Origin of the sequence: Saccharobesus litoralis, from assembly GCF_003063625.1 — a bacterium.
GTDB lineage: Bacteria > Pseudomonadota > Gammaproteobacteria > Enterobacterales > Alteromonadaceae > Saccharobesus > Saccharobesus litoralis.
On the sequence record NZ_CP026604.1, the window covers coordinates 3,314,901 to 3,337,279 of the forward strand.

The following is a 22,379-nucleotide window of genomic DNA, read 5'->3' on the forward strand; positions in this document are numbered from 1 at the left end:
AACAAGAAACACTATATGTATTTTAAGTTGGGCGCCATGCTAATGCTTATTATCAGTTTAGCGGCCTGTAACAGTACACCTAAAAATAATGAGCAGCAGATGCTCTTTGTTAAACCGCTGCAAGTTTCTACCCAGCAGCAACTAGCCATTAAACGTTTGTCTGATATTTTAGGTCATGTCAATTTGACTGAAGAGCAGCAAGCTGAAGTGTATTTTCAACGTGGGCGGCGCTATGACGAAATAGGCCTTAACCAGTTAGCTCATTTCGATTTTAACCAAGCATTAAGGCTTAAACAGAATTTAGCTGAAGCCTATAATTATATTGGTATTTACTACACGCTAGAACAAGACTTTGCCAACGCCTACGATGCCTTTGATTCGGTGCAAGAACTCAAGCCTGGGCATAGTTTTGCGTATCTTAATCGTGGCATTGCGCTGTATTACGGTAAGCGTTATGAGTTGGCGGTTGATGATTTACAAGCCTTTATTAAAGAAAAACCACAAGACCCGTACCCCGTAATCTGGCTTTATTTGGCCCAAAGGGAAGTCAATGCCGAGCAAGCATATCAGGGACTGCAACAAGCTAAAGCCCAGCTTGATCCCAATAATTGGGCAATAAGTGTAATCGATTTGTACTTAGGTAAGTCGTCACCAGACGATTTTATTACAGGGTTACGTCACCTCAATTCAGCAGAGGTTGACTTAACGAAACAGGCTTGTGAAGCTTATTTTTACCTTGCCAAATATTATCAGCAAACTAATGAGCCATTAATGGCAGAAACTTACTTTAAGCTCGCTTTAGCCACCAATGTTTATGAATATGTTGAACATAGATACGCTAACTTGGAACTTACCCGTATTAATAGTTCAAAAAACTGATAAGCTGAGGCGCTACAGCCTTTGTGTATTGTGTTGCTTTATTTTTATTGGCTGTAAAGACCTTGGCTTGGCTAGTCAACAAGCAGAATATAAAATAGCACAGTATATTAAGCGTGCGTTGATTTTTGATTCAGACAACACATTTAATATACAAGTCGATAAACTACCTAGGTTACCACATTTCAGCTCCGCGGCTAACATTCGTCAAGAGCTTAAACGCCTAACATTGGATAATCCAGCCAACAAGGCGCAACTACAATTTAAGCAAAGTCAAGTTACCAAACACGTTGCAACTTGGCTGGAGCTATTTGCTCGCTTAGGAAACCCTGATGCCCAGTTTAAGTTAGCAAAGTACCTAAAATCTGGTTATCAGGCTTCTTATTTTCAATTATCAAGCAATCAATCATCAAGCAATCAATCATCAAGCAATCAAGCATCAAGCTATCAAACATCTAGTAATCAGTTATCTGCTAATCAAGCCAATCAATTATTAGTAGATGAACCGCTTACGGAAAAAGCCAATAAGTCTACAACCGCAAGTCACTATTGGCTAACAAAGGCAATTGAGCAAAATTATTTACCGGCCCTGCGTTTTCGCGTTTCGCAACTAATTGATTCTCAAGCTTTTAGTGAGTTAGATAACTTTGTTAAAGCAAATACATTTTCTGAACAGGAAAGACAAATTTATCAGCTTTATGTGGCTGTTGGGCTAGCAGAGCCGTACTGGCAAGCCATGCTGCAACGCGTATTGGCTCGTACAGACATTCGCGATGAATTTTTATTAAGCCTTAAACAGCGAATATCACTGCTAGTTGATGAATATTCTAATCCTGTATCTAGTGCGCATTTTCAGAATGGATCTGCTTGTCAATTAATGTTGCATGTTTATGCGAAAAACCCATGGCAGTTAAAAGCGCTAGACTCACTGTTAAATGAAACGATCAATCAGACCAAGCTTAAATTATTTAATATTTGTATTGCCAGTTATCGTTGGGGGTTGGGAGCCACTGTGCAGGGAAAAGAAATGCAGGAAAAAGATAGGCAGGGAAAAGAGATACAAAGAAAGAACAAGCGTAGCAAGAACACGCAACACGTGGCAGAACAAGCTGAGAGCTCTGTAACGGCTATCACCCCTCCTTACACGTTAACTTGGCAAGCAATGCCACAGAAGAAAAAATCTTATGTACAAGGGCGAGGGATATATTTAAATCAGCAGGCTGATCGACATGTACTTAAACATGAAATAGGTCATTTGCTCGGTTTTGAAGATGAGTATGAATTGGCTAGCCAGATAAAAGCTAGGGTTTGTCAGTTACCAAAAGATCAACAAGTTAAACGCTTAGGCGCCAATGTGGTGATAATCGATAAGGCCTTGTCGTTTGCTAATCAGCAACAAGCGCTAGATTTTATTCAACATTCGATACCATGGGCCGGTATGTTGCGTGAGCATTTGGATTGGAATAATTGGCTGGTTAAGCAAGGCGAGCGATTTGTGTTGCAGATCCAAAGCGGATCCTTGGAATTAGAACAATCTATTAATCAGAGTGTCGGCTTATTTGCCAGTCAAACCTGTCATGGCTCATCAGTTCAGGCGATTAAGCCGTGGGCTAATGTGAGTTTTATGGAATTACATACCCAACCTATTACAAGAAATTATCGCTCACTTTTAGCAAATTAAAACTGGCAGAAAAGTAATTTATATATTTTAATTGAGGGGTAAATTGTGTTTGTGGCGTTAATCACTAAACACCTTACATTAAAACGTTATATATTGATAACTTTTTGGATTTAAAAATTTAAGGATAAACCTATGCTAGTTAAAACTCTCACGTCTTGTATTTTCAGTCTGACATTTGTTCTACTTTCTCAAAGTGCAATTGCGCAAAATAGCGATATACAAAAAGCGCAAAATATTGTGAAGCAAGTGCAACAAAAGCTTGATATTAACCAAGTTACGGCTGAGCAATTAAGAATACCTAAGCTTATTGGTAAAAAGCGCGCGGCAGCGATTATTGCTTGGCGGGATAAAAATGGGGGAATCAAGTCGTTTGATGACCTGTTAAAAGCAAAAGATCTAAACTTAGGAGTAAAAATAATAACGGAATTGCAGAAAAAATTTGTTATTAATTAGTTATTTAGTCTAATTTTGCGTATTAATTACAATGTTTAACATACTTGCCATCAAATAGGCTTGCATATTTGTTGGAAGTGTTTTTTAATTGAGTAGACAAAAACCTAATTCCTAATCAAAAAATTTTTTACAAGGAAGCTCATAAAATGAAATCCCTATTCAAAAAAACAACTGCTGCTGCAGCTATCGCTGCTTCACTTGCATTAACTGCATGTGTTGATTCAACTGATTTTGGTAATACCGATACTACACCTACAGCAGTAGTTACATTAAGTGGTACTGCGACTAAAGGTGTTTTAAAGCAGGCAACGGTTGTAATCTGTGCTGTTAACCCAAAAGAATGTGCGAACACCGTTAGTACTAACAATGGTGCTGATCTAAGTGGTACTCAAGGTTATATCGGTACTGCGCAAACTAATGATGATGGCGATTATTCTTTTACTGTCCCAGAAAAAGATCAAGGTACAGCTGTCATGGTGCGTATGTTTGCTGTGCCAGGCGTAACAAAGATGGATTGTGACTTTGACGGTTGTACTGACACTCAAGACTTATCTGGCTTGGAATTAAAAACAGTGGCTTTTGTTGAAACTCCTCTACCGGGTGTTGATGCGACAGTTACGGCTAGTGCTTCTGCATTATCGACTGCTGCAACAGATACCTTGATTGAACTTGGTGGTGGTATTGATGGCCTAAAAGATGTTACTACAAAAGAAGTTTTCAAAACAGTGACAGATACTGCATCTAAGTCAGTTGCAACTGTACTGGGTATTGATACTACTACAGCAAGTTCTGTTAACTTGTTTGAAGTTAAAATTCCTAACGCAACAGCTGGTGATAGTAAATTTGATGAAGCTGATGATACAGTTAAAGCATTATCAATTGTAAACGCTTCATTAGCTAGTGTAATTGGTGTTAAGGTAGATGCAGATGAAGACGCGCCAGCTACGTTAGCGGCGGCTATCAAGAAAGTGACTTCTACTGTTTCTCAAGCGGTCACTAAAGGTAGTTCAGATAAATCATCTACGACTTTAGGTCAAATTACTCAGACAGCTAAAACCCAAGCTGACGCTAAAGTAAATGCGATAGTGGCAAGTAACCCTAACTCTACTTTAGATACAAAAGTTAAAGTGCCTACTGCAGATGAAGTTAAATCGAAAGTTGATGAGTCTAAAGCCGAAGTAGACAAAGTTAAAGATACTGTTACTGGTGGTACAGGTACTGGTGCTACTGGTGCACAATAATCACTTTTACTGATTGAATAAAAACCCGCTATGGCGGGTTTTTTTATGCCTTATAGCATAACGATTGGCTAGTTTTATTAACTTGCTGAGCGAATTAGCCGATAATAGTCAAAGGTAAGGTGTGTTTAGGACTTTGCGCTTGAGTCAATGTGCTACATACACGACAAACAGAAATTTGTCAGTTTGCTTGCTTTAACATATTGCCTTCCAGTGATTTTTATAGAGATCTGGCACATGGTTTATTAGTGAAACAATAAACGAAACTAAGCCTCTGTGTTGTATACCAATTCACAACGACTCACATTTTGTAAAATAGAATAACGATAATGAAAAAACTCGCTTTAACTTTGGGGATCACCAGCATCCTGTTGACTAATACTTGTTTAGCTGTTGATGAAAAAATAAATTTTCAAGGGATCACTGGGGCTGTCAATACGCCGTCTGCCAACACATTACAGCCTGGCAGTTTTAACTTTTTTTATTCGAAGCCGGTTGAGCGTGGTAATCGTTATTTGGATAACCATAGCTTTGTGTATAGCTTTGGTTTATATGACTTTTTAGAAGTGAGCGGGCGCAATGCCAGTTATTCAAGTGATTTGGGTAAAGGGTCTGATTTATCAGCCAATATCAAGTTAAAAGCCAGCTTTATTCCCAAGGATTGGTTTAGTTTAGCGATTGGCTCACAGGATTTAGGCGGTGCCGCCAATAATTATGGTGCTGATTATGTTGTGCTGTCTAAGTCCTTGTTTGATGACAGTCTGTCTATTTCTGCTGGCGTAGCAAAAAGTGATTCACTGTTAGGCAGAATGAACGGTGAGTTTGGCTCTATACGTTATCAACCCTTTGAATGGTTACAACTGCAAGCCGATTATGATGCGGCTGATACACATACTGGTTTGGTTTTTTCTACACCTTTGGCATGGTTAAATAATCAAGCACAGTTTAATGCGTCTATTATTACTTCATCCAGTAATGAAGATTTAACGGATAATGTTTCATACGGTATTGGCTTTACCTTGCCTATGGGCTCATCAATACCCACATCTTTAGCGCATAGCAGTGAATATGAAATTCAACAAAGCAATGCAGCTCGTACTCAAGTTCAAGTATTGTCAGGTCAACAAGAAAACCGTTTATTTGAGCAATTAAAAAGTTTTAAACAAGGCTTAATTGACTTTGGTCTGGAAGATATCTCCGTAGGATATGATGTTAACAATAAGGTATTTGTTCGGGCGACGACCTTATCAACATTTGGTCGTAACCGTTTAGATGCAGTTGGTTACATTTTAGGCACCTTGGTTAATGAAGTGACAGCCAGCAAAGAAAGCCAGTTTGTATTAGAGATCACTGAAAATGGCTTAGTTGCAGAAAGTTACAGTGGTCAGTTTGCCCAATATCATGCTTTTCTACAGCAAACCTCGACATCAACTGGCTTACGCGTGATCAAAGGGGGACAAAGTCAAACTGCCAATGTCAATTGGATCGGTGAGCAAAAACAAAATTCATCGTGGTTTAAGCCTAGGATCACCTTATCGCCAGACGTCAACTCCACCGTAGGTACCGAAGTCGGGGTTTTGGACTTTTCCGTGGCGTTGGCTGCGCGCTTGGAATTAGACTTGTGGTCAGGCGCGACATTCTCTTCAAAATATTTAAAGCAATTTTACGAAACCAAAGATTTTAAAGATGGTTATATACTAGCTAATTCGCGGCAAAACTCCGGCTTGTATGAACTGGGTTTACATCAAAGTTGGACTTTACCGTTTAATATTTTCAACATGACTAGTGTCGGACGCTACCGAGAAAATTGGAATTATATTAGCCATGAAGCCTATTGGGCGTCACAAAGTGGCCGTAATATTTTTCAGTTGAAACTCGGCCGCTATGAACTCGATAAATTTGAATCGCAAATTGATTGTATTACTTTTTACAAAGTATGTCGCGAGGCTAAAGCTTGGGAAGAAGCCAATACGCCAAAAGAGCGTGATGTTGCTGTTGCCTCTTATAAACACTATGTCCCTGAATATGATTTGTTATTGCGGGCCGAAGCAGGCCAATTTTGGCAAGCCGATACTGGTTTTACGTTACAGTTAGAACGTCAGTTCGGCGACACGACAGTACGTTTACGCTACAAAAATACCGATGCTGAGTCTGGGGTCAATAATGAATTTATAGGTTTGTCTTTCTCTGTGCCGTTGACTCCACGTAAAGATTATAATTTTAAACATGTGACACTCCGCGGGGAAAATAAATGGACTTATGGTATCGATACGTTAATTGGCAAAAATCATAATCGATTAACGCCAGGCACCGCTGATATTGCTTATGTATCAACTCGTAATTTAGCCAATATCTATTTTAATAACTTTAGATCAGGTCAGGCTTATCTTGAACGTAACAAAGCACGTTTGATTGATGCCTATTTAACATTTAAAGACCAGTAAAACCCATATTTATGCGAATACCAGCTTGGTATTCGCATCTTTATTAAAATAGCGACTGTCTATATTTAGCTGACTTTTAACATTTGTTGGCTATACAAGAGTTTGCGCGTGATATTGTGGCGCGGATCTGAAAATACTTCACTGGTTAGCCCTCTCTCGACCACTTTACCTTCACTCATAATAAATACGTAATCGCTAATGTGCTTAACGATATTAAGATTATGAGAAACGAAAATGTAGGTTAAGCCAAAGGTTTGTTGTAATTCTAAAAACAAATTGACCATTTGTGAGCGAGTGGAGGGATCCATAGCCGCAAAAGGTTTATCGGCAATAATGACTTTAGGATCAAGAATAAGAGCTCTAGCGAGCGCGACACGCTGTTTTTGGCCACTGGATAACATGTGTGGGTAGAACCACATATAATCCGGTAATAAACCGACTCGTCCAAGCGTTTTTTTGATTTTATCTTCCCGCTCTTTGGGCGACATTAATGTGTTGAGTTTGAGCGGTTCCTCGAGCATTTGCCCTATGGGAATACTTGGATTGAGAGAAGTCGCCGGATCTTGAAAGATCATGCGGATATGGCGTGATCTATGTTTAAAGTTTTTGGTATCGAGTTTTTGACCATTCAAATAAATTTTGCCGCTAGAGGGTTTTTCGGCACCGGCGAGTAATTTTGCCAATACCGATTTACCTGACCCCGCTTCGCCAACAATAGCTAAGGTTTGGAATGGGTCTAAACTAAAACTGACTTTATCTAAAACGATTTTACTTTCTTTTTTCCAAGGTAAAGTCCGTTTTTCATAGGATTTTGACAGCTCGACAACATCCAATAACTTACTCATTACTACCTCACATTAATCGGAAAGTGGCAGTTAAACACATGGCCTTTGACGCGATTGGCTTTGGGGGCAATAACACAATTTTTTTGCGCTTGTGGGCAACGGGGGCCTAAACGACATCCTATTGGTAAATGCTGCAAAGGAGGTGTTGTACCTTTTAGCGTGGTTAATGGCGATTTGTGGTTAGCTTGTTGGGTAAATTGCGCCAAGTTTTGAAATAAAGCCTTGGTATAAGGATGAAATGGATTAGCGACTAACTCTTTTACATTACCCGCTTCTACACTTTGTCCTGCATACAAAATTGTCATGTTTTTTGCCCAGTGAGTAACGGCTTCCAAGTCGTGGCTAATTAACAAAATAGCCATGTCTTGTGTTTCATTTAACTTTTGCAGCAAGCGCAATATTTGTACCTTAGTGGTGCTTTCCATTGCATCTGTCGGTTCATCCGCTATGAGCATTTTGGGTTTACGAGCTATGGCCATGGCAATCATTATTTTTTGACATTGACCTTCACTGAGTTCATGTGGAAATGCGTCAAGACAAAAATCATAACTTTTAATGCCGACTTTTTTTAACAGGTTTGCTGCGTATTGGCGTCGTGCTTGTTTACGAGCCCAAAAAGAACATTTAAGTTCTGATGTCGGGATCACTTCAGAGAGTTGATCAAAGATAGGTGCAGTTGGATCTAAGCTGCGTGATGGTTCTTGAAATATCATCGCGATATCACGATTAATCACTTCGCGGCGCTTTTCTGCCGACATTTTGAGTAAATCTCTGTCTTGCCAAAATAAGCGGTCTGCTTTTACTGTCCAACGCTCGTCAAGGATCCCCATCAATGCTTTGGCAAATAGGGTTTTACCTGAGCCTGATTCACCGACTAAGCCATGAAAGCCATTTTCTCTAATCGTTAGACTCATTTTATCGATGGCATGAATGGAATCGAGATCATCATTTAAAGTCACGGTTAAATTTCGGACATCAAGTAGTGCCATATTTAATCACTCTTATTCTGATTGAAATTTAAGGACTTTTTCTAAACTGCTACCGACAATATTAACGCATAGCAGGCAAGAAAACATGAAAATACCGGGCAAGGTGACTAACCAAGAGGCGCGATACAGTAGATCGATCCCTTCGCGTAACAGAGCGCCCCATTCTGGCGACGACGGATCCGCCCCCAAACCGAGAAAGCCAAGAGCGGCAATATCCAGCATGGCAACAGATACCGCAAAGGTAAATTGTAAAACAATGACGTTAATAATATTCGGTAAAATGGAATGTACCAAGAGCTGCCAATCGTTGGCGCCATCTAGCTTGGTGGCAATAACGTATTCTTTCTTTTTTTCTGCGGCAATCGCATTACGTGTTCGATGGACAAATTGTGGGACTAAGGCGAGAAATACTGCCCAAATCGTATTATTTAAACCCGGCCCTAGAACCGCGACGATAATTATGGCTAACAGTAAAGAAGGGATCGACAAGATCGCGTCAAGCAAATGGTTAAAAATGCTTGATTTAACACCGCGGCTCATGCCCGCCAATGCGCCCATAGCACAGCCTGTTAACATAGCACAAAATGCTACCACTACCGCGCTGCCAAACGTCAATCTTGTACCATAGAGCAAGCGGGAAAACACGTCTCGGCCTAAATCGTCAGTGCCCATTAAAAAATATACGCTACCGGCATCGTTCCAGCTGGGTGGCAATAGCAAGCTATCAGGGTGCTGAGTAAAGGGAGAATAGGGCGCTATCAATGGCGCAAGTATGGCAATGGCAGAGAAAGCGATGACAACCCATAGTGAGATCCACGCGACATGTATTTTGGTATAACTGCGCCATATTTGTGCTATCGGGTTGGGTGAAGTCATCTCTTCATAGATATTATTGGCCATGAGTCGTCCTATAACTTTCTATACAAGGGATTGGTAAACGCATGCAGTAAATCAATACAAACGTGAATAAATACGATAAAGGCAGATACTACAAGTAATCCGGCTTTTATCACGGGGTAGTCTCGTTGGTATATGGCTTCTATTAACCAACTGCCCATTCCCGGCCAGCTAAAGATCACTTCGGTCACCATGACACTCGTCATTAACACATTAAATGCTAAGGCAATTTGCGGAATAACCTGCAACATGGTGTTACGAAATACATGGCGCTTTGCCAATTGCCAAGTGCTGAGCCCTTTGGTTTGAGCCGCTTTAATATAATTGGTTTGCATCACTTTTATTACTGTATTCCTCGTGGTGGTTAGCAGTAAGGTGATGGGTACCATGGCTAAAGTAAGCGTAGGCAGGATGAGATGAGCCAGCGCATCGTATAAAGCTTGCGATTTGTACGGTAAATCGGACTTAAGAATATCGTATAAAATAAAGCCGGTTGATTGTGGGATCTCATAAAGTAAATTGATGCGGCCAGACATAGGTAACCAATTTAGATTTAGAGAAAACAACAAAATAAACATTAGCCCCAACCAGAATAAGGGTATAGAGTTACCTATTACGGATAAAGAGTACAAACTATAATCAATCAATTTTTGATGGCGCAGCCCAGCCCAAAAACCCAGTGGAATACCGACTAAAATTGCCAATAGCATGGCGTAAATACTCAATTCAATAGACGAAGGTGCGACTTTAAATAACTCATCAATAACGGGGGATTGCGAGTTGAATGACACACCTAAATCACCATTAAAAACTTGGGAAATAAATGCCAAATATTGCTGAATATAACTGCCATCGAGTTTATATTTTTCTTGTAAAATTGTGTATTGCTCGTAATCAAACTCGCGCAAACCAGAAAAGTTTTGCACGGGATCGCCGGGAAATAAATGTCCCAAACTAAAGGTGATAATACTCAGTATAAATAGAGTTGAGAGTAATAAATTAAGGCGTCGTACTAAATAATACATCATTGGTTTTTCTCCACTTGGCTAAAGCCAATACTTGAATAAGGAGAAAAATTGATGTTATACACATTGTCTTGCTTAGCTAAATACCGAGTTGAGTGAGCGATGGGCACAACAGGCATTTCGAAGTCCAATATTTTTTGCGCTTTCGCATAATAGCGTTTACGGTTTTCACGGCCCTCTACTGTTAATGCTTGGCTTATGGTTTCATCAAATTCGGTATTACACCAAGCTGCTCGATTTGAGCCGACAATAGCGGATGCACAACTTAGGATCGGACTAAAAAAATTGTCAGGTTCAGGGGTATCGGCCGCCCAACCAATTAATACAGAATCATGCTTTTGTTCACTGAGTAAACGACGAAATGTATTCCATTCATAGCTGACAATTTTGACTTTGATACCCACTTCTTTCAGGTTTTCTTTTATGAGTTCCGCCATCTTACGTGCATTCGGGTTATAAGCTCTTTCAATTGGCATCGCCCAAATATCCATTGTAAAACCGGGCTTAATCCCAGCTTCACTTAGCAAGCGTTTAGCGAGATCAGGGTTATAGCTGGCATTAGGTTTATTGCCTTGCTTGGGGGCTTGATAAGCCCAAGAAAAGGGGGGTAATATCGAGTTAGCTTCACTTGCCGAGCCATAATATACGGCTTTAAGTATGGTTTGTTTATCAATGGCAGCAGCAAGAGCACGCCGTACATTGGGATTATCAAATGGCGCTTTTAATGTATTAAAGGCCCAAAAGCCAACATTAATGGCGGGTTGCGCTTGCAATGAAACTTTATCTTCATTGTTTAAGATTGCCATTTCGCTAGTCACAGGATAAGCAATGACATCGCATTCACGTGTAATGAGTTTTGCTAAACGTAACGAGCTTTGGCTCGTTATATCAAATACGAGATTCTCTATGTTGCCTTTTGTTTGCCAATATTGAACATGGCGTTTAAAACGAATATAAGCGTCTTTTTGATAATGAGTCAGAATATATGGCCCTGTACCAACCGGTTGCATATCAATTAATTCAGGGGTGTTTTTTTCTAGCAAATGGTCTGCATATTCGGCCGATAAAATGGCGGCATAGTCAGTGGCAAAATGTGATAAAAATGAAGAGTCAGCCCGATAAAGTTTAAGGCGAATCACTTTACTGGATACAGCCTCAATAGTTTGTATATTTTCACTTATTTGAATGCTGTCAAAATAAGGGTAAATACCGCCGCCAATGTGATGAAACGGATGATCAATATCGAACCAACGCTTGAAACTAAACAAGACATCTTTAGCGTTAAATGGCCTGCTTGGTGTGAAATAACGTGTTGAATGGAAAGCGACATTATCGCGTAATTTAAAAGTATAGGTTAAGCCGTCTTCTGATACTTGCCAGTACTCAGCTAAACTCGGTTGTAAGCTACCATCAACTGGATCAAATTCTAGCAAACGGTTATACAATTGGCGTGAAATGGCATCCAGTGTGGTGGCAGAGGTAACTAGCTGCGGGTTAAATGTTTCTGGGCTGCCCTCTGAGCAATAAATTAAACCTTTTTCCAAGATCGACGAGCTTGGCGGCTTACACCCTGTTAATAAAAGTGCGATTAGCAAGGCACTAAAAAGTGCAAGAGAATTCATATTAGCTATTTGATTGTTCGAGCAAGTTATATTTTTTTAAGTAACCGCGCAATTGATGATAAGTGACGCCTAAAATGTCTGCGGTCTTTCTCTGATTGAACTGAGCTGATTTTAACGCGTTTTTTAAAATATTTATCTCATAATTTTGAGTTTGTTGCTTAAAATCAAGCGGAAAGACGAATTCTTGTGGGCTAGCACCGGTCTTTTGCCGTGTTTCCGTGTTAATTTCAGCTTGTTCGTTAGTTTGTGGTGATTTTTGTGACGATACTTTTGACGAGAGAGACGATGACGCTGTTTGGTTTAAGCTATCTTTGTTGGGGCGATAAGGAGAAGCAAAGGGATCCAATATCAAATGCGTAATGGGTTTATCAATATTAATATTGCGATATACCGCACGTTCAACCACGTTTTTTAATTCACGAATATTCCCTGGCCAATGGTAGCTCATTAATTGACTACAAGCCCGCGGGCTAAAGCCGGCAAAAAAGGCATGTCCAAGCTCTTTAGCCATGTCAATTGCAAACTTTTCTGCAAGCAAGAGGATATCTTCAGGCCTTTCACGCAATGGCGGCAAGGTAATGACATCAAATGATAAGCGATCAAGCAGATCCGAGCGAAATTTTCCTTGTTCAGCTAAGGTTGGTAAATCTTCATTGGTGGCGGCAATTAAACGCACATTAACTTGGATCGGCTTAGAGCCACCAACGCGTTCAAACTCTCCATATTCGATTACCCGAAGTAACTTTTCCTGAACTAAGCTAGGGGTATTGGCTAATTCATCTAAAAATAATGTGCCGTCGTCTGCACGCTCAAAACGACCGTGATGGCGTTTACTAGCGCCAGTAAATGCTCCGGATTCATGGCCAAATAATTCACTTTCTAATAAGGCTTCACTGAGTGCAGCACAGTTCAAGCTAACGTAGTTTTGTTGCCAGCGCTCCGATAAAAAATGCAGTCGTGCCGCAATCAATTCCTTACCTGTACCACGTTCACCTATGATTAAAATTGGTTTGTTTAATGGCGCGGCTCGAGAAACTTGGTCTAAAACACTTAAAAACGCATCTGATTGACCAAGTAGGCTTTCATTAGTTGGCGAATTTCCCATATTCAGTTAGTAAATATCGCTAATAGTTGGTTAAAAATATAATAGTCGAAAAAGTATACATTGTCTTTAATTAAAAAATATCAATAAAAACAGTTGGTTAAATATTGTGTAAACCTTGGCACAGAATATGTAATCTATTTAGGTGTATTAATTATTCTGAGTACTAAATCAAGAGGTTACACAGTATGGGTATTTTTTCTCGTTTTGCAGATATTGTAAATTCGAATATCACGGCGTTATTAGATAAAGCTGAAGATCCGGCTAAGATGGTTCGATTAATTATTCAAGAGATGGAAGACACCTTAGTTGAGGTTCGTTCAAACTCTGCCCGTACCTTGGCAGAAAAGAAAGATTTAACCAGACGTATAGCGCGCATTGAAGACGCGATAGCTGACTGGCAAGCGAAAGCCGAATTAGCCTTAAGTAAAGAGCGTGAAGATCTGGCGCGTGCAGCCTTATTGGAAAAATCTCAGCTTGAAGAGCAAGTTAAAATCATGTTGGCTGAGCTTAATTTGGTTGATGAAAACATGGGGCGCTTACAAGATGAAATTTCACAATTGCAAGAAAAACTCAATGATGCAAAAGCTCGTCAGCAAGCGTTATTGTTACGTCAAAAAACTGCGAAATCTCGCTTAGACGTTAAGCGGCAGTTAGACTCAAACAAAGTGCAAGATTCCATGAACCGCTTTGAAAATTATGAGCGAAAAATTGATGATATTGAGGCCAGTGTCGAGTCTTATGACATGGGTAAGAAAACATTAAATGATGAATTCGCCGAATTGCAATCACAAAGCAAAATAGACAGCGAATTGGCGGAGCTCAAAGCTAAAATGCAAGAAAAGCAATAAGCGGAATAAGACGACATGGAAATTACAGAGCTTATATTTGTGCCAACCATATTATTTATGGTGGTGGTTGCCCCGATATGGTTGGTTCTTCACTATCGCTCAAAGCGGCAAATAGGTCAGGGGTTAAGTGAAACGGAATCTTACGAGTTAGAAAAGTTAGCTAAGGATGCTGAGCGCATGGCGCAGCGTATTCAATCTTTAGAGCAAATACTCGATCAAGAATCACCGCAGTGGAGACGACATCATGAGTGAGAAAAAACCGACTAGTATTAAACGCGATCCGGATCGCGGAAAATTGGGTGGTGTGTGTGCCGGAATTGCCAACTATTGGGGTTGGGAGCTATGGCTTGTGCGTATTATCGCAATTAGTGGTTTATTCCTCTCAGGCAGTTTGTTTTTTTGGGGGTATATTGCATTGTGGATAGTATTGGATAAACAAGCTCCAGCCAAAGACTGGCAATCTCAGGTAACAGCTCAGCCAGTGCATTTTGAAATCAAGTCGCAAGTATGGAAAGCAGGCCAGCCGCCGCGTCGGGCCTTTCAAGATATCAAAGCAACATTTGATAATTTAGAAACACGCTTGCAAAAACTGGAATCATACGTCACGTCTAAACAGTTTTCGATTGCGCGTGAAATTAATAAATTGTAAATGTTTGATTCAGGGTTTATCCGTCTGGCTCTTGACGATTGAACACGCGATAGAGTAAACACAACATATAGTTAAAGCGATCAAGTCTTATGATACAAATACCCAAAGGAATGCAAGCTAAGCTGCACAGCAAATTAAGTCATTGGCAAAATAAAGCAATAAAGGCTGGGCGTCGAGCGCTGGATGTCGATATAAACTTAGCTGTAACGGGTTTAAGTGGTGCAGGTAAAACAGCATTTATTAGCGGCCTGGTTCATCACTTGCGATTTGCCAGCCAAACGCCGCAATACCCTTTTTGGCAGGCCGCTCAACAAGGGCGCTTATTAGGCTGTAAGCGCAATTTACAGCGCGATTACCATGTGCAGCGTTTTCGCTACGACGAAGCAATAGCGTCATTGTGTCACAGTTCGCCAACATGGCCAGCAAGCACGCAAGGCACAAGTTCAATTTCATTGTCACTTAAATATAAAACGCAACAACAGCTTAAATCTTGGCTTGGTGATACGCATTGTTTAAACATTAAAATTACCGATTATCCAGGGGAGTGGTTACTGGATTTACCTTTATTACGTTGGGATTTTAAGCAATGGTGTGAAGTTATCGACTCTCGATATCAACATCATGCTGCCTATCAAAACTTTAAGCAAAAATGCCGAGAAATAAATTGGCAAGGTGGGGCAGATGAGCGGGTTTTAGAATCCTTATCAACTGTTTATACGCAGTTTTTACTTGAGTTAAAACAACAAGGGTACTCTTGGATCCAACCTGGGCGTTTTGTATTACCTAGCACATGGCAAAATACACCCGCATTGCATTTTGTCCCTTTACCAATCGAGCTGATTGACAATATTCAAGATGGAGCGCAAAGCTTATTACAATTGAATATGAAACGATATGCTTATTATGTGGAGCATATTGTAAAACCTTTTTATGTCGATCATTTTAGTGAATTTGACCGTCAGGTTATTTTGGTTGATGGATTAAGTGCGTTGAACTTAGGACAAGCGCATGTGGAAGACTTACAGTATTCGCTGAATGAGTTAAACCATAGTTTTCGTTATGGCAAACAATCTTGGCTAAGCCGCTTACTTAATCCCAAGATAGATAAAGTTTTGTTCGCTGCGAGTAAAGCGGATCAAATCACACCAGACCAATATGCTAATTATCAATTGTTTATTCAGCATCTGAGTAGCCAACCGGCTCAAGAGCTTAATTATTCAGAAGTTGAAATGCAGTATTTAGCGCTGTCTGCGATAAAAGCCAGTCAATTAGGCTCTGCCAAACACGAAGGTCAAGATTATCAAGTGTTAACAGGTCAATTGAAGTCAAATCAACAAACCGTATGTTTATTTCCTGGTGAGGTACCCAAAAGCGTGCTATCGACTAATTTTTGGCAACATAATCAATTTGATTTTGCTAGTTTTTTACCACCCACAGGATTATCGGAACAAGCGGCGTTTCCTCATATTGCCATGGATAAAGTTTGTGAGTTTTTATTGGGAGACAAACTACAATGAGCCAAAACGACCCATTTGCCAATTTGGAAAATCGAGAAAATTCATCGCTAGCTCAAGCAGCGGGCTCGCAGCAAAATCTTAATACCTCAACAAATACTCAGAACAAGCTGCGTTCAGCGAAAAATTTTGAACCGCAACAGCCAGATCTCTCATTATTGGAAAAACAAGCCAACGAGAAACTGTTGAAAGCGCATATGTTTGAGGCAACAGAAGTTAAAAATGAGCCAGAGACCAAGGCAACAGTTAGTAGTGAGTTAGCCAATGACGAAAACCTAGCACTCAGTGAAAAATCCAGTTGGTTTAAACCTATACGCTTATTTAATCCGTGGACATTATTAATCGTTAGTATTGCTGCTATTTCCGGGTATGAATGGTTAGATATGCTGGTGAATCAATTTACATCCAGCCCTGTTTTAGTGAGTTTGTATTCGGTTTTTTTCGCGAGCCTAGCCTTTATTGTTGGCAAACTCGGTTGGCAAGAATACAGAGCACTCCGCAGTTTAAAAAAACAAACCGCATTACAAAGTCTGTCGAGTGATCAGGCGCAAGCATCGTTTAGCAAAAGACAAGCTGTGCAGTTGTGTGAAGCACATTACGCAGGCTTGCAAGAGGTGACATTAACCAGTCAGAGTGAAAAATTTATTAGCCAGCAGCAACATTGCCAGCATGCACAAGATGTATTTGAGTTATATCAAAGTACAGTATTGACTGAATTGGACAAGCAAGCTCATCGCTTAATTGCTAAAACCGCGACAGAAACGGCAGTTATTACCGCTTTGAGCCCATTAGCTATATTAGACATGCTGGGTGGCGCCATTAAACAGATCCGCATGGTTAATCAGTTAGCGCGTTTGTATGGTGTCGAGTTTGGTTACATTGGTCGTGTGCGCTTAGTAAAGCATATATTGCTCCACATGTCGCTTACAGGCGGTAGCGAGCTGTTGACTGATTTGGCGGCGGATTCTCTCAGTGTGGATTTAACCGGACGAATTAGTTTAATGGCGGCTCAAGGTTTAGGCGTCGGTTTACTAACAGCGCGTTTAGGAGCAAGAAGTGTTCAGGCAATTCGGCCTTTTACGCATAACGCCAGTGCGGTTATCAAATTAACTGACATACGCAAAGCCTTGATTAAAGAGTTAACGGAAAAGCTAAAAAGTAAAACAAAGTCGTGATTGTGTTAGAGAGAGTGAAGCCATTCTAGCGCTTCTGATTCGTTTGAAAAAATACGTAAGTTTTGCTCTAAACGTGAAGGTATGCGGTTGTCACTTAGGCTTTTTAGGGTAAGTGACTGCATGACATTGGCTTTACCTTTCATCGGTTTAGTATTGAGCCATTGATTTAATTCTTCAAATACTTGGTATGAATCATTTAATGCGCCACCAAAGGCTAATGCATTAACTAAAATCGAAAAAGGCTGGTTGCCAAAGCTTTGTACAGTGTCTTTAATATCTGTGACGAGCTGTGTTGTATGTTGCAAACTAAACCCGCCTTTAATTCTAATAAGAATGACGTCTTCATCTAAATCGATGCTGTATTCACCTTGTGGCAGTGCCATAAATTTTACGTTCCAATAACCCTTTGAGTTTTTTATAACTGCTTTTTGTTAAATCTTCCACATTGTTTACACAATAGTTGCCAATTTTTTACCATTTTCAGCGTTAAGCTAAGTTTACGACCACAAAATAACCAATGTGTTGTATATAGTCTTCTCGATCAGGCTTTATGGTTCATTGTCTGCGCTTACTCGCCCCAATCACATAATAGAGCATATGCTCATGGGGTCTCGAAGCTTGACGGCTTCCCCTAAAACCAGCTCGCTTTGACTATAGCAAAGGGGGGGGATTTGAAATTTGCTAAATTGGTTTTTATTTTTACGCTTGGCTTTGTTTGGCAAATGCCGCAAGTGCAGGCCGTACCTTTAAAAGACAATAAGGTTCAACGTAAAGCAAAGTGTTGCCAAGTGCAGCGCTTGAAGCGACCTGCATTTAATCGGCTAGATAAAAACGCTAACGGCCAACTTGAATTTAACGAGTTTGCTCGTTACAAGTTGCCGTTAGGTAAGCATAAACGTTTATTTAGATTAATAGACGAGAATAATGACGGGAAGATCTCTCGACAAGAGTTTGTCAGTCATCAACCTCCGCGTCATTTAAAAAAGTTGTTTGAGTCGCAACAAGCTAATCGCAAGTAACAAACAAGGATTGATTAGCCAAAAATACTGCGTAATAAGCTGATGACCTGATCGACACTTTTACCGGCATTGACTTGGCTAATTATCGACTCCCTTTTGTCCTTTAAATAAGCTGGAATATCATCTGCCGCTAATGCGCGGTCGACTAATACTTCAATTGATTCTTTGCTGCGAGTGCGTTTCGAACCAGTTGTCGTTGCGCTTGATTTAGCTCTAGCTGGCTTGTTTTTTAACAACAAGTAATTCGATTTTTCTGCACTGTCCGGTGAGTAATAAAAGAATAGATCAACTAAAATAGCGCGATTGCGCCATAAAGTCGTTTCATCTAAATGTTCGCTCTCGCTTTCTTCACTCGTTTCATGGTCTATTTCAGGGCATGGAGCTCGCCACCACGGACATGACTGAATACAGGTGATTAAGTCTTGCCAATAAGCTTGGAAATCACGATTGTTAAATTTACCTATGCTTAAGCCATTACATAATGCATCTATTTTATTGTTGCTGATCACAACAAACACATCAGGACGGCGCATGGCAAGTAGGCGCGTTGCCGCAGGCAAACTTGGCTTTTCTTCTGGTAAGTTGTTGGCAAAAATTTGCAAATAGGCAATTACAAATGCTTGGTAATGATCTTGCGTGACTTCACCTTCTAACGGGATATTGTCCAGCGCTTTGTCAAACTGTTCAGGAATTTGATTGAGTAATTGATGAAAAGCGCGCGCAGCTTTGGTTGAACCAAACCATTCAACATCATAATTGTAAACCGATACATCGTGTTGTTGTGTGTGTTTACCGGCGAAGGCTAGCCTGTCTTCGTTAATCATGTCTGCTAGCGGCTGGCTTTTAATGCTAGCTAGGTGTTTTAGAAGGCGCAAGCGTTCGGTAATCGCTAATCCTGCAGCGTTTTGTTTAATAAAGCCAACAAACATGGGCCAAGGCGTAATACGCAACATTTTTATTTGGTTTTGGCTGACAGCCGCTGCGAGCGCGCTTTTAAATTTCTCTAAAACAGGCAGTTGTTCAGGCTCTAGTAAATCCATATTCAATTGGCTATGGCAAATATCCAATAGCTGCAAACACCAAGACAGAAAATCAGTGGCGCGTTCGTCCACTTTGACCGCCATTAAATTGAGCGTGATATCAGGCACGAATTTAAGGGCATTTTGATAATGTTGGTTGTCACTGGCAGACAAATTCATTTCAGTTGGGGCGGCTAGCAATTTGCGCATAAAGTTTGATTACCTCCACTGGTAAGCGGCGCTAAAAAGCGCGCGATTGTACGGGTATTTTGTCACCCTGCAAGCCTATTTTGAGCTTGGGTATTTAAGTGTAGATTATTTGAGCGAAATGCAGACTTAATAAGCAATAAATAACGATATTTCGCTTGAAATTAATCGATTGGCCGTAGATCATAGCGACCCAATTTTGAATAACGGAAACAGAGGCAAAATGACAAAGCCAATCGTATTAAGTGGTTGTCAGCCAAGCGGTGAATTAACCATAGGTAACTACATGGGGGCCTTGCGCCAGTGGGTCGCAATGCAAGAAGATAATGAATGTTTATTCATGTTGGTTGATTTACACGCCATTACCGTTCGTCAAGATCCCGCTAAATTACAAAAAGCTTGTTTAGATGCCTTAGCACTTTATTTAGCTTGTGGTATCGATCCTAAGAAAAGCACGATATTTGCCCAATCGCATGTTGCTGAGCATTCGCAATTATCTTGGGTGTTAAATTGTTACGCGCAAATGGGTGAGCTAAATCGCATGACTCAATTTAAGGATAAGTCAGCGAAAAATGAAAACAATATCAACGTCGGTTTATATACTTATCCTGTATTAATGGCGGCTGACATATTGTTGTATCAAGCTAATAAAGTACCTGTAGGCAGTGACCAAAAACAGCATTTAGAATTAAGCCGTGACATAGCTGTGCGCTTTAACAATTTGTATGGTGATGTGTTTAAGGTGCCTGATCCTTATATTCCGCAAACGGGTGCCCGCGTGATGAGTTTGCAGGATCCAAATAAGAAAATGTCTAAATCGGATGACAATATCAATAACTTTATTGGTATGTTGGAAGAACCGAAAAAAATCACTAAAAAGATCAAACGCGCGGTAACGGATTCCGACGAGCAAGCTCGTATTTATTATGATTTAGAAGAAAAAGCAGGCGTATCAAACCTACTGAGTTTGTTGTCTTGTGCGACGGGTGAAAGCATTGAGTCTTTAGTGCCTAAATATGAAGACAAAATGTACGGCCACTTAAAAGGTGATGTCGCAGATGCGGTTGTTGGTTTAATTGAGCCTATCCAAGCGCGCTTTGCCGAAATTCGCGACGATCGTGCCTATTTAGATCAAGTCATGAAACAAGGTGCTGAAAGAGCATCTGAACGTGCTGCTAAAACGTTGCGTAGTGTATATGACGTATTAGGTTTTGTACCCAAGCCGTAAGTTATTTAATAATGAGCTTGCAAAAAAGAGCCTGTAGGCTCTTTTTTTATACTTAAAAAATTCCTTGAACTGCAATTGAAATCCAGGCGCGCTGGCCTTATTTTGTCGATGGAATTTAACGTCATAATGTCTAATAAAGACTAATAAATATTAAGAGAAACTAAAGTGGAAAATGTAACTTCTTTTCAAACTATACAAACGCAGTTTGAACGTCTGAAAAGTAATAAAGCGTTTGAATTGTTTGTTATTGGTGTCATTGTTGTTTCAGCTCTACTGATAGGCGCAAAAACCTATACCTTGCCGCAGTCTGTGGTTGATGCAACTATCGCGCTTGATTATTTTATCACTTTGTTTTTTTTGGTAGAGATCACGATCCGCTTTATTGCTGAGCAAAACAAAAAGCGCTTTTTTCATAGTTTTTGGAATACCTTTGACACCTTGATAGTTGTAGTGAGTTTAGTGCCAATTGATAACTCTGAAATGGCGGTGGTTGGCCGATTGATCCGCGTATTTCGGGTGTTGCGCATGGTGTCAATTATCCCTGAGCTGCGAATACTACTGACTTCACTGGTTAAAGCCTTACCGCAACTGGGCTACGTTATGTTGCTCATGTTTATTATATTTTATATATATGCCGCGGTTGGTAGCACCTTGTTTCATCATATTAATCCTGACTTGTGGGGTGATATTACAATTTCCTTACTAACACTATTCCGTGTCATGACCTTTGAAGACTGGACTGATGTTATGTATGAAACAATGGAAGTTTATTCACTAAGTTGGATTTATTATCTTACCTTTATTTTCTTGTCGGCTTTTGCGTTTTTAAATATGGTGATAGGTATTGTTGTTAATGTCATGGAACAAGAGCATGCCAAAGCGCGAGCTGACAAGCTCAAAGAAAATGGTCAAACAGAAGTGACAATGCAAGATTTACAACAGCAAATTGCCGAGTTAAAAATGATAATTCAAAGCAAGCGTTAGTGTTTACGTTACGAGGCGGATATGGCTGCCTCGGCTATAATTAATGTACTCATTCAGTTGTAGGGAGTCTTTACCATGCGTTTGTGCTATGTATTTTTTGTTTTAGCAGGCTTATCCTTTTCTTTACCTGCGGCTCAACTGCATATTGAGTGGCAAAGTCCAGAAAAATATACCGACATTCGCCCTGGTAATTGGGGAAGCAAAACCAAGTTTCAGCAACATGTGACAGCCAAGTTAAGTGCTCATTTTGAAAAATTGGCGGAGCAATTACCAAAACAGCAACGACTCAATATTCAAGTGACTAATTTAGATTTAGCGGGTGATGTTCGCATTGGTAGCTTCAATGAAATACGTGTGATCCGCAGTATTGATATTCCACGTATTCAATTCACTTATCAGTTATTGGATGACAAAGGTAATGAATTGGTTCGTGATCAGGTCAATTTAAAAGACATGGGGTTTGATATTAGAACTAATAAATATAGCCACAATAGCTTTAAATATGAGTATCAAATGTTAGATAACTGGTTTAATCAAACCTTTGTTAATCCTTAAAATATA

The 22,379-nt window shown here is 40.1% G+C and carries 22 protein-coding genes; 14 read left to right on the forward strand and 8 right to left on the reverse strand.

Annotated elements, in window-relative coordinates:
- Positions 1-15: 15 nt before the first annotated feature.
- From nlpI to C2869_RS11905, 5 genes are all read left to right on the forward strand, one after another.
- Positions 16-879 carry a lipoprotein NlpI gene (gene nlpI / locus C2869_RS11885; protein ID WP_108603137.1) on the forward strand — a complete coding sequence of 288 codons (864 nt, stop codon included), beginning with the start codon at positions 16-18 and terminating at the stop codon, positions 877-879.
- Positions 815-2,557: a hypothetical protein gene (locus C2869_RS11890; protein WP_159084145.1), complete on the forward strand. Its 1,743-nt coding sequence runs from the start codon at positions 815-817 to the stop codon at positions 2,555-2,557. The genes nlpI and C2869_RS11890 overlap by 65 nt, the downstream gene beginning before the upstream one ends.
- A gap of 132 nt (positions 2,558-2,689) precedes the next feature.
- Complete coding sequence (locus tag C2869_RS11895; RefSeq protein WP_108603139.1) at positions 2,690-3,010, forward strand: ComEA family DNA-binding protein; 321 nt, start codon at positions 2,690-2,692, stop codon at positions 3,008-3,010.
- Positions 3,011-3,156: 146 nt separating this feature from the next.
- Entirely contained in the window at positions 3,157-4,251 is a 1,095-nt protein-coding gene (locus C2869_RS11900) for a hypothetical protein (RefSeq protein WP_108603140.1), read from the forward strand.
- Positions 4,252-4,577: 326 nt separating this feature from the next.
- The gene (locus C2869_RS11905) at positions 4,578-6,692 is read left to right on the forward strand and encodes a YjbH domain-containing protein (protein ID WP_108603141.1); all 2,115 of its coding nucleotides are present in this window, start codon (positions 4,578-4,580) and stop codon (positions 6,690-6,692) included.
- Between the two features lie 65 nt (positions 6,693-6,757).
- Here C2869_RS11905 and C2869_RS11910 read toward each other — a convergent pair whose 3' ends face one another.
- Genes C2869_RS11910 through pspF form a run of 6 tightly spaced genes read right to left on the reverse strand, consistent with a single transcriptional unit; the run spans position 6,758 to position 13,175 of the window.
- Positions 6,758-7,537, reverse strand: a complete 780-nt coding sequence (locus tag C2869_RS11910) for a peptide ABC transporter ATP-binding protein (protein WP_108603142.1) — start codon at positions 7,535-7,537, stop codon at positions 6,758-6,760.
- A 2-nt stretch (positions 7,538-7,539) separates the two neighbouring features.
- Positions 7,540-8,526, reverse strand: coding sequence for a peptide ABC transporter ATP-binding protein (locus C2869_RS11915; protein ID WP_108603143.1), 987 nt, complete (start codon positions 8,524-8,526; stop codon positions 7,540-7,542).
- 12 nt (positions 8,527-8,538) lie between these two features.
- Entirely contained in the window at positions 8,539-9,426 is an 888-nt protein-coding gene (locus C2869_RS11920) for an ABC transporter permease subunit (protein ID WP_108603144.1), read from the reverse strand.
- A gap of 8 nt (positions 9,427-9,434) precedes the next feature.
- Positions 9,435-10,451, reverse strand: a complete 1,017-nt coding sequence (locus C2869_RS11925; RefSeq protein ID WP_108603145.1) for an ABC transporter permease — start codon at positions 10,449-10,451, stop codon at positions 9,435-9,437.
- The gene (locus C2869_RS11930; RefSeq protein ID WP_108603146.1) at positions 10,448-12,070 is read right to left on the reverse strand and encodes an ABC transporter substrate-binding protein; all 1,623 of its coding nucleotides are present in this window, start codon (positions 12,068-12,070) and stop codon (positions 10,448-10,450) included. The genes C2869_RS11925 and C2869_RS11930 overlap by 4 nt, the downstream gene beginning before the upstream one ends.
- A gap of 1 nt (position 12,071) precedes the next feature.
- The gene (gene pspF / locus C2869_RS11935) at positions 12,072-13,175 is read right to left on the reverse strand and encodes a phage shock protein operon transcriptional activator (RefSeq protein ID WP_108603147.1); all 1,104 of its coding nucleotides are present in this window, start codon (positions 13,173-13,175) and stop codon (positions 12,072-12,074) included.
- A 185-nt stretch (positions 13,176-13,360) separates the two neighbouring features.
- Here pspF and pspA point away from each other — a divergent pair, with 185 nt between their 5' ends.
- The 5 genes from pspA (at position 13,361) to C2869_RS11960 (ending at position 17,361) form a co-directional block, all read left to right on the forward strand.
- A complete protein-coding gene (gene pspA, locus C2869_RS11940; protein ID WP_108603148.1) occupies positions 13,361-14,023 on the forward strand; it encodes a phage shock protein PspA in 663 nt (220 codons plus the stop codon).
- A gap of 15 nt (positions 14,024-14,038) precedes the next feature.
- The gene (pspB, locus tag C2869_RS11945; RefSeq protein ID WP_108603149.1) at positions 14,039-14,275 is read left to right on the forward strand and encodes an envelope stress response membrane protein PspB; all 237 of its coding nucleotides are present in this window, start codon (positions 14,039-14,041) and stop codon (positions 14,273-14,275) included.
- Positions 14,268-14,672 (forward strand): envelope stress response membrane protein PspC, encoded by a 405-nt coding sequence (gene pspC / locus C2869_RS11950; RefSeq protein WP_108603150.1) that lies wholly within the window; start codon positions 14,268-14,270, stop codon positions 14,670-14,672. The genes pspB and pspC overlap by 8 nt, the downstream gene beginning before the upstream one ends.
- 89 nt (positions 14,673-14,761) lie before the next feature.
- Positions 14,762-16,189 carry a YcjX family GTP-binding protein gene (locus tag C2869_RS11955; protein WP_108603151.1) on the forward strand — a complete coding sequence of 476 codons (1,428 nt, stop codon included), beginning with the start codon at positions 14,762-14,764 and terminating at the stop codon, positions 16,187-16,189.
- Positions 16,186-17,361 carry a TIGR01620 family protein gene (locus tag C2869_RS11960; RefSeq protein ID WP_108603152.1) on the forward strand — a complete coding sequence of 392 codons (1,176 nt, stop codon included), beginning with the start codon at positions 16,186-16,188 and terminating at the stop codon, positions 17,359-17,361. The genes C2869_RS11955 and C2869_RS11960 overlap by 4 nt, the downstream gene beginning before the upstream one ends.
- 5 nt (positions 17,362-17,366) lie before the next feature.
- Here the strand turns inward: C2869_RS11960 and C2869_RS11965 are convergent, their stop codons facing one another.
- Positions 17,367-17,744 (reverse strand): hypothetical protein, encoded by a 378-nt coding sequence (locus C2869_RS11965; protein WP_108603153.1) that lies wholly within the window; start codon positions 17,742-17,744, stop codon positions 17,367-17,369.
- A 288-nt stretch (positions 17,745-18,032) separates the two neighbouring features.
- Here C2869_RS11965 and C2869_RS11970 point away from each other — a divergent pair, with 288 nt between their 5' ends.
- Positions 18,033-18,380 carry an EF-hand domain-containing protein gene (locus C2869_RS11970; protein ID WP_108603154.1) on the forward strand — a complete coding sequence of 116 codons (348 nt, stop codon included), beginning with the start codon at positions 18,033-18,035 and terminating at the stop codon, positions 18,378-18,380.
- Between the two features lie 14 nt (positions 18,381-18,394).
- On the opposite strand, the gene C2869_RS11975 is transcribed toward C2869_RS11970, so the two are convergent.
- Positions 18,395-19,609: a hypothetical protein gene (locus C2869_RS11975; RefSeq protein ID WP_108603155.1), complete on the reverse strand. Its 1,215-nt coding sequence runs from the start codon at positions 19,607-19,609 to the stop codon at positions 18,395-18,397.
- Positions 19,610-19,829: 220 nt separating this feature from the next.
- Between C2869_RS11975 and trpS the strand changes: the two genes are divergently transcribed.
- From trpS to C2869_RS11990, 3 genes are all read left to right on the forward strand, one after another.
- Positions 19,830-20,834, forward strand: a complete 1,005-nt coding sequence (trpS, locus tag C2869_RS11980) for a tryptophan--tRNA ligase (RefSeq protein ID WP_108603156.1) — start codon at positions 19,830-19,832, stop codon at positions 20,832-20,834.
- A 165-nt stretch (positions 20,835-20,999) separates the two neighbouring features.
- A complete protein-coding gene (locus C2869_RS11985; RefSeq protein WP_199915560.1) occupies positions 21,000-21,818 on the forward strand; it encodes an ion transporter in 819 nt (272 codons plus the stop codon).
- A gap of 75 nt (positions 21,819-21,893) precedes the next feature.
- On the forward strand, positions 21,894-22,373 hold the full coding sequence (locus tag C2869_RS11990; RefSeq protein ID WP_108603157.1) for a DUF3016 domain-containing protein: 480 nt from the start codon (positions 21,894-21,896) through the stop codon (positions 22,371-22,373).
- Positions 22,374-22,379 lie beyond the last annotated feature (6 nt).

What these genes read in the sequence shown, in the direction of transcription:
- nlpI (WP_108603137.1), top strand. Translation starts at nt 16, where the DNA reads ATGTATTTTAAGTTGGGCGCCATGCTAATGCTTATTATCAGTTTAGCG.
- C2869_RS11890 (WP_159084145.1), top strand. Translation starts at nt 815, where the DNA reads ATGAATATGTTGAACATAGATACGCTAACTTGGAACTTACCCGTATTA.
- C2869_RS11895 (WP_108603139.1), top strand. Translation starts at nt 2,690, where the DNA reads ATGCTAGTTAAAACTCTCACGTCTTGTATTTTCAGTCTGACATTTGTT.
- C2869_RS11900 (WP_108603140.1), top strand. Translation starts at nt 3,157, where the DNA reads ATGAAATCCCTATTCAAAAAAACAACTGCTGCTGCAGCTATCGCTGCT.
- C2869_RS11905 (WP_108603141.1), top strand. Translation starts at nt 4,578, where the DNA reads ATGAAAAAACTCGCTTTAACTTTGGGGATCACCAGCATCCTGTTGACT.
- C2869_RS11910 (WP_108603142.1), bottom strand. Translation starts at nt 7,537, where the DNA reads ATGAGTAAGTTATTGGATGTTGTCGAGCTGTCAAAATCCTATGAAAAA.
- C2869_RS11915 (WP_108603143.1), bottom strand. Translation starts at nt 8,526, where the DNA reads ATGGCACTACTTGATGTCCGAAATTTAACCGTGACTTTAAATGATGAT.
- C2869_RS11920 (WP_108603144.1), bottom strand. Translation starts at nt 9,426, where the DNA reads ATGGCCAATAATATCTATGAAGAGATGACTTCACCCAACCCGATAGCA.
- C2869_RS11925 (WP_108603145.1), bottom strand. Translation starts at nt 10,451, where the DNA reads ATGATGTATTATTTAGTACGACGCCTTAATTTATTACTCTCAACTCTA.
- C2869_RS11930 (WP_108603146.1), bottom strand. Translation starts at nt 12,070, where the DNA reads ATGAATTCTCTTGCACTTTTTAGTGCCTTGCTAATCGCACTTTTATTA.
- pspF (WP_108603147.1), bottom strand. Translation starts at nt 13,175, where the DNA reads ATGGGAAATTCGCCAACTAATGAAAGCCTACTTGGTCAATCAGATGCG.
- pspA (WP_108603148.1), top strand. Translation starts at nt 13,361, where the DNA reads ATGGGTATTTTTTCTCGTTTTGCAGATATTGTAAATTCGAATATCACG.
- pspB (WP_108603149.1), top strand. Translation starts at nt 14,039, where the DNA reads ATGGAAATTACAGAGCTTATATTTGTGCCAACCATATTATTTATGGTG.
- pspC (WP_108603150.1), top strand. Translation starts at nt 14,268, where the DNA reads ATGAGTGAGAAAAAACCGACTAGTATTAAACGCGATCCGGATCGCGGA.
- C2869_RS11955 (WP_108603151.1), top strand. Translation starts at nt 14,762, where the DNA reads ATGATACAAATACCCAAAGGAATGCAAGCTAAGCTGCACAGCAAATTA.
- C2869_RS11960 (WP_108603152.1), top strand. Translation starts at nt 16,186, where the DNA reads ATGAGCCAAAACGACCCATTTGCCAATTTGGAAAATCGAGAAAATTCA.
- C2869_RS11965 (WP_108603153.1), bottom strand. Translation starts at nt 17,744, where the DNA reads ATGGCACTGCCACAAGGTGAATACAGCATCGATTTAGATGAAGACGTC.
- C2869_RS11975 (WP_108603155.1), bottom strand. Translation starts at nt 19,609, where the DNA reads ATGCGCAAATTGCTAGCCGCCCCAACTGAAATGAATTTGTCTGCCAGT.
- trpS (WP_108603156.1), top strand. Translation starts at nt 19,830, where the DNA reads ATGACAAAGCCAATCGTATTAAGTGGTTGTCAGCCAAGCGGTGAATTA.
- C2869_RS11990 (WP_108603157.1), top strand. Translation starts at nt 21,894, where the DNA reads ATGCGTTTGTGCTATGTATTTTTTGTTTTAGCAGGCTTATCCTTTTCT.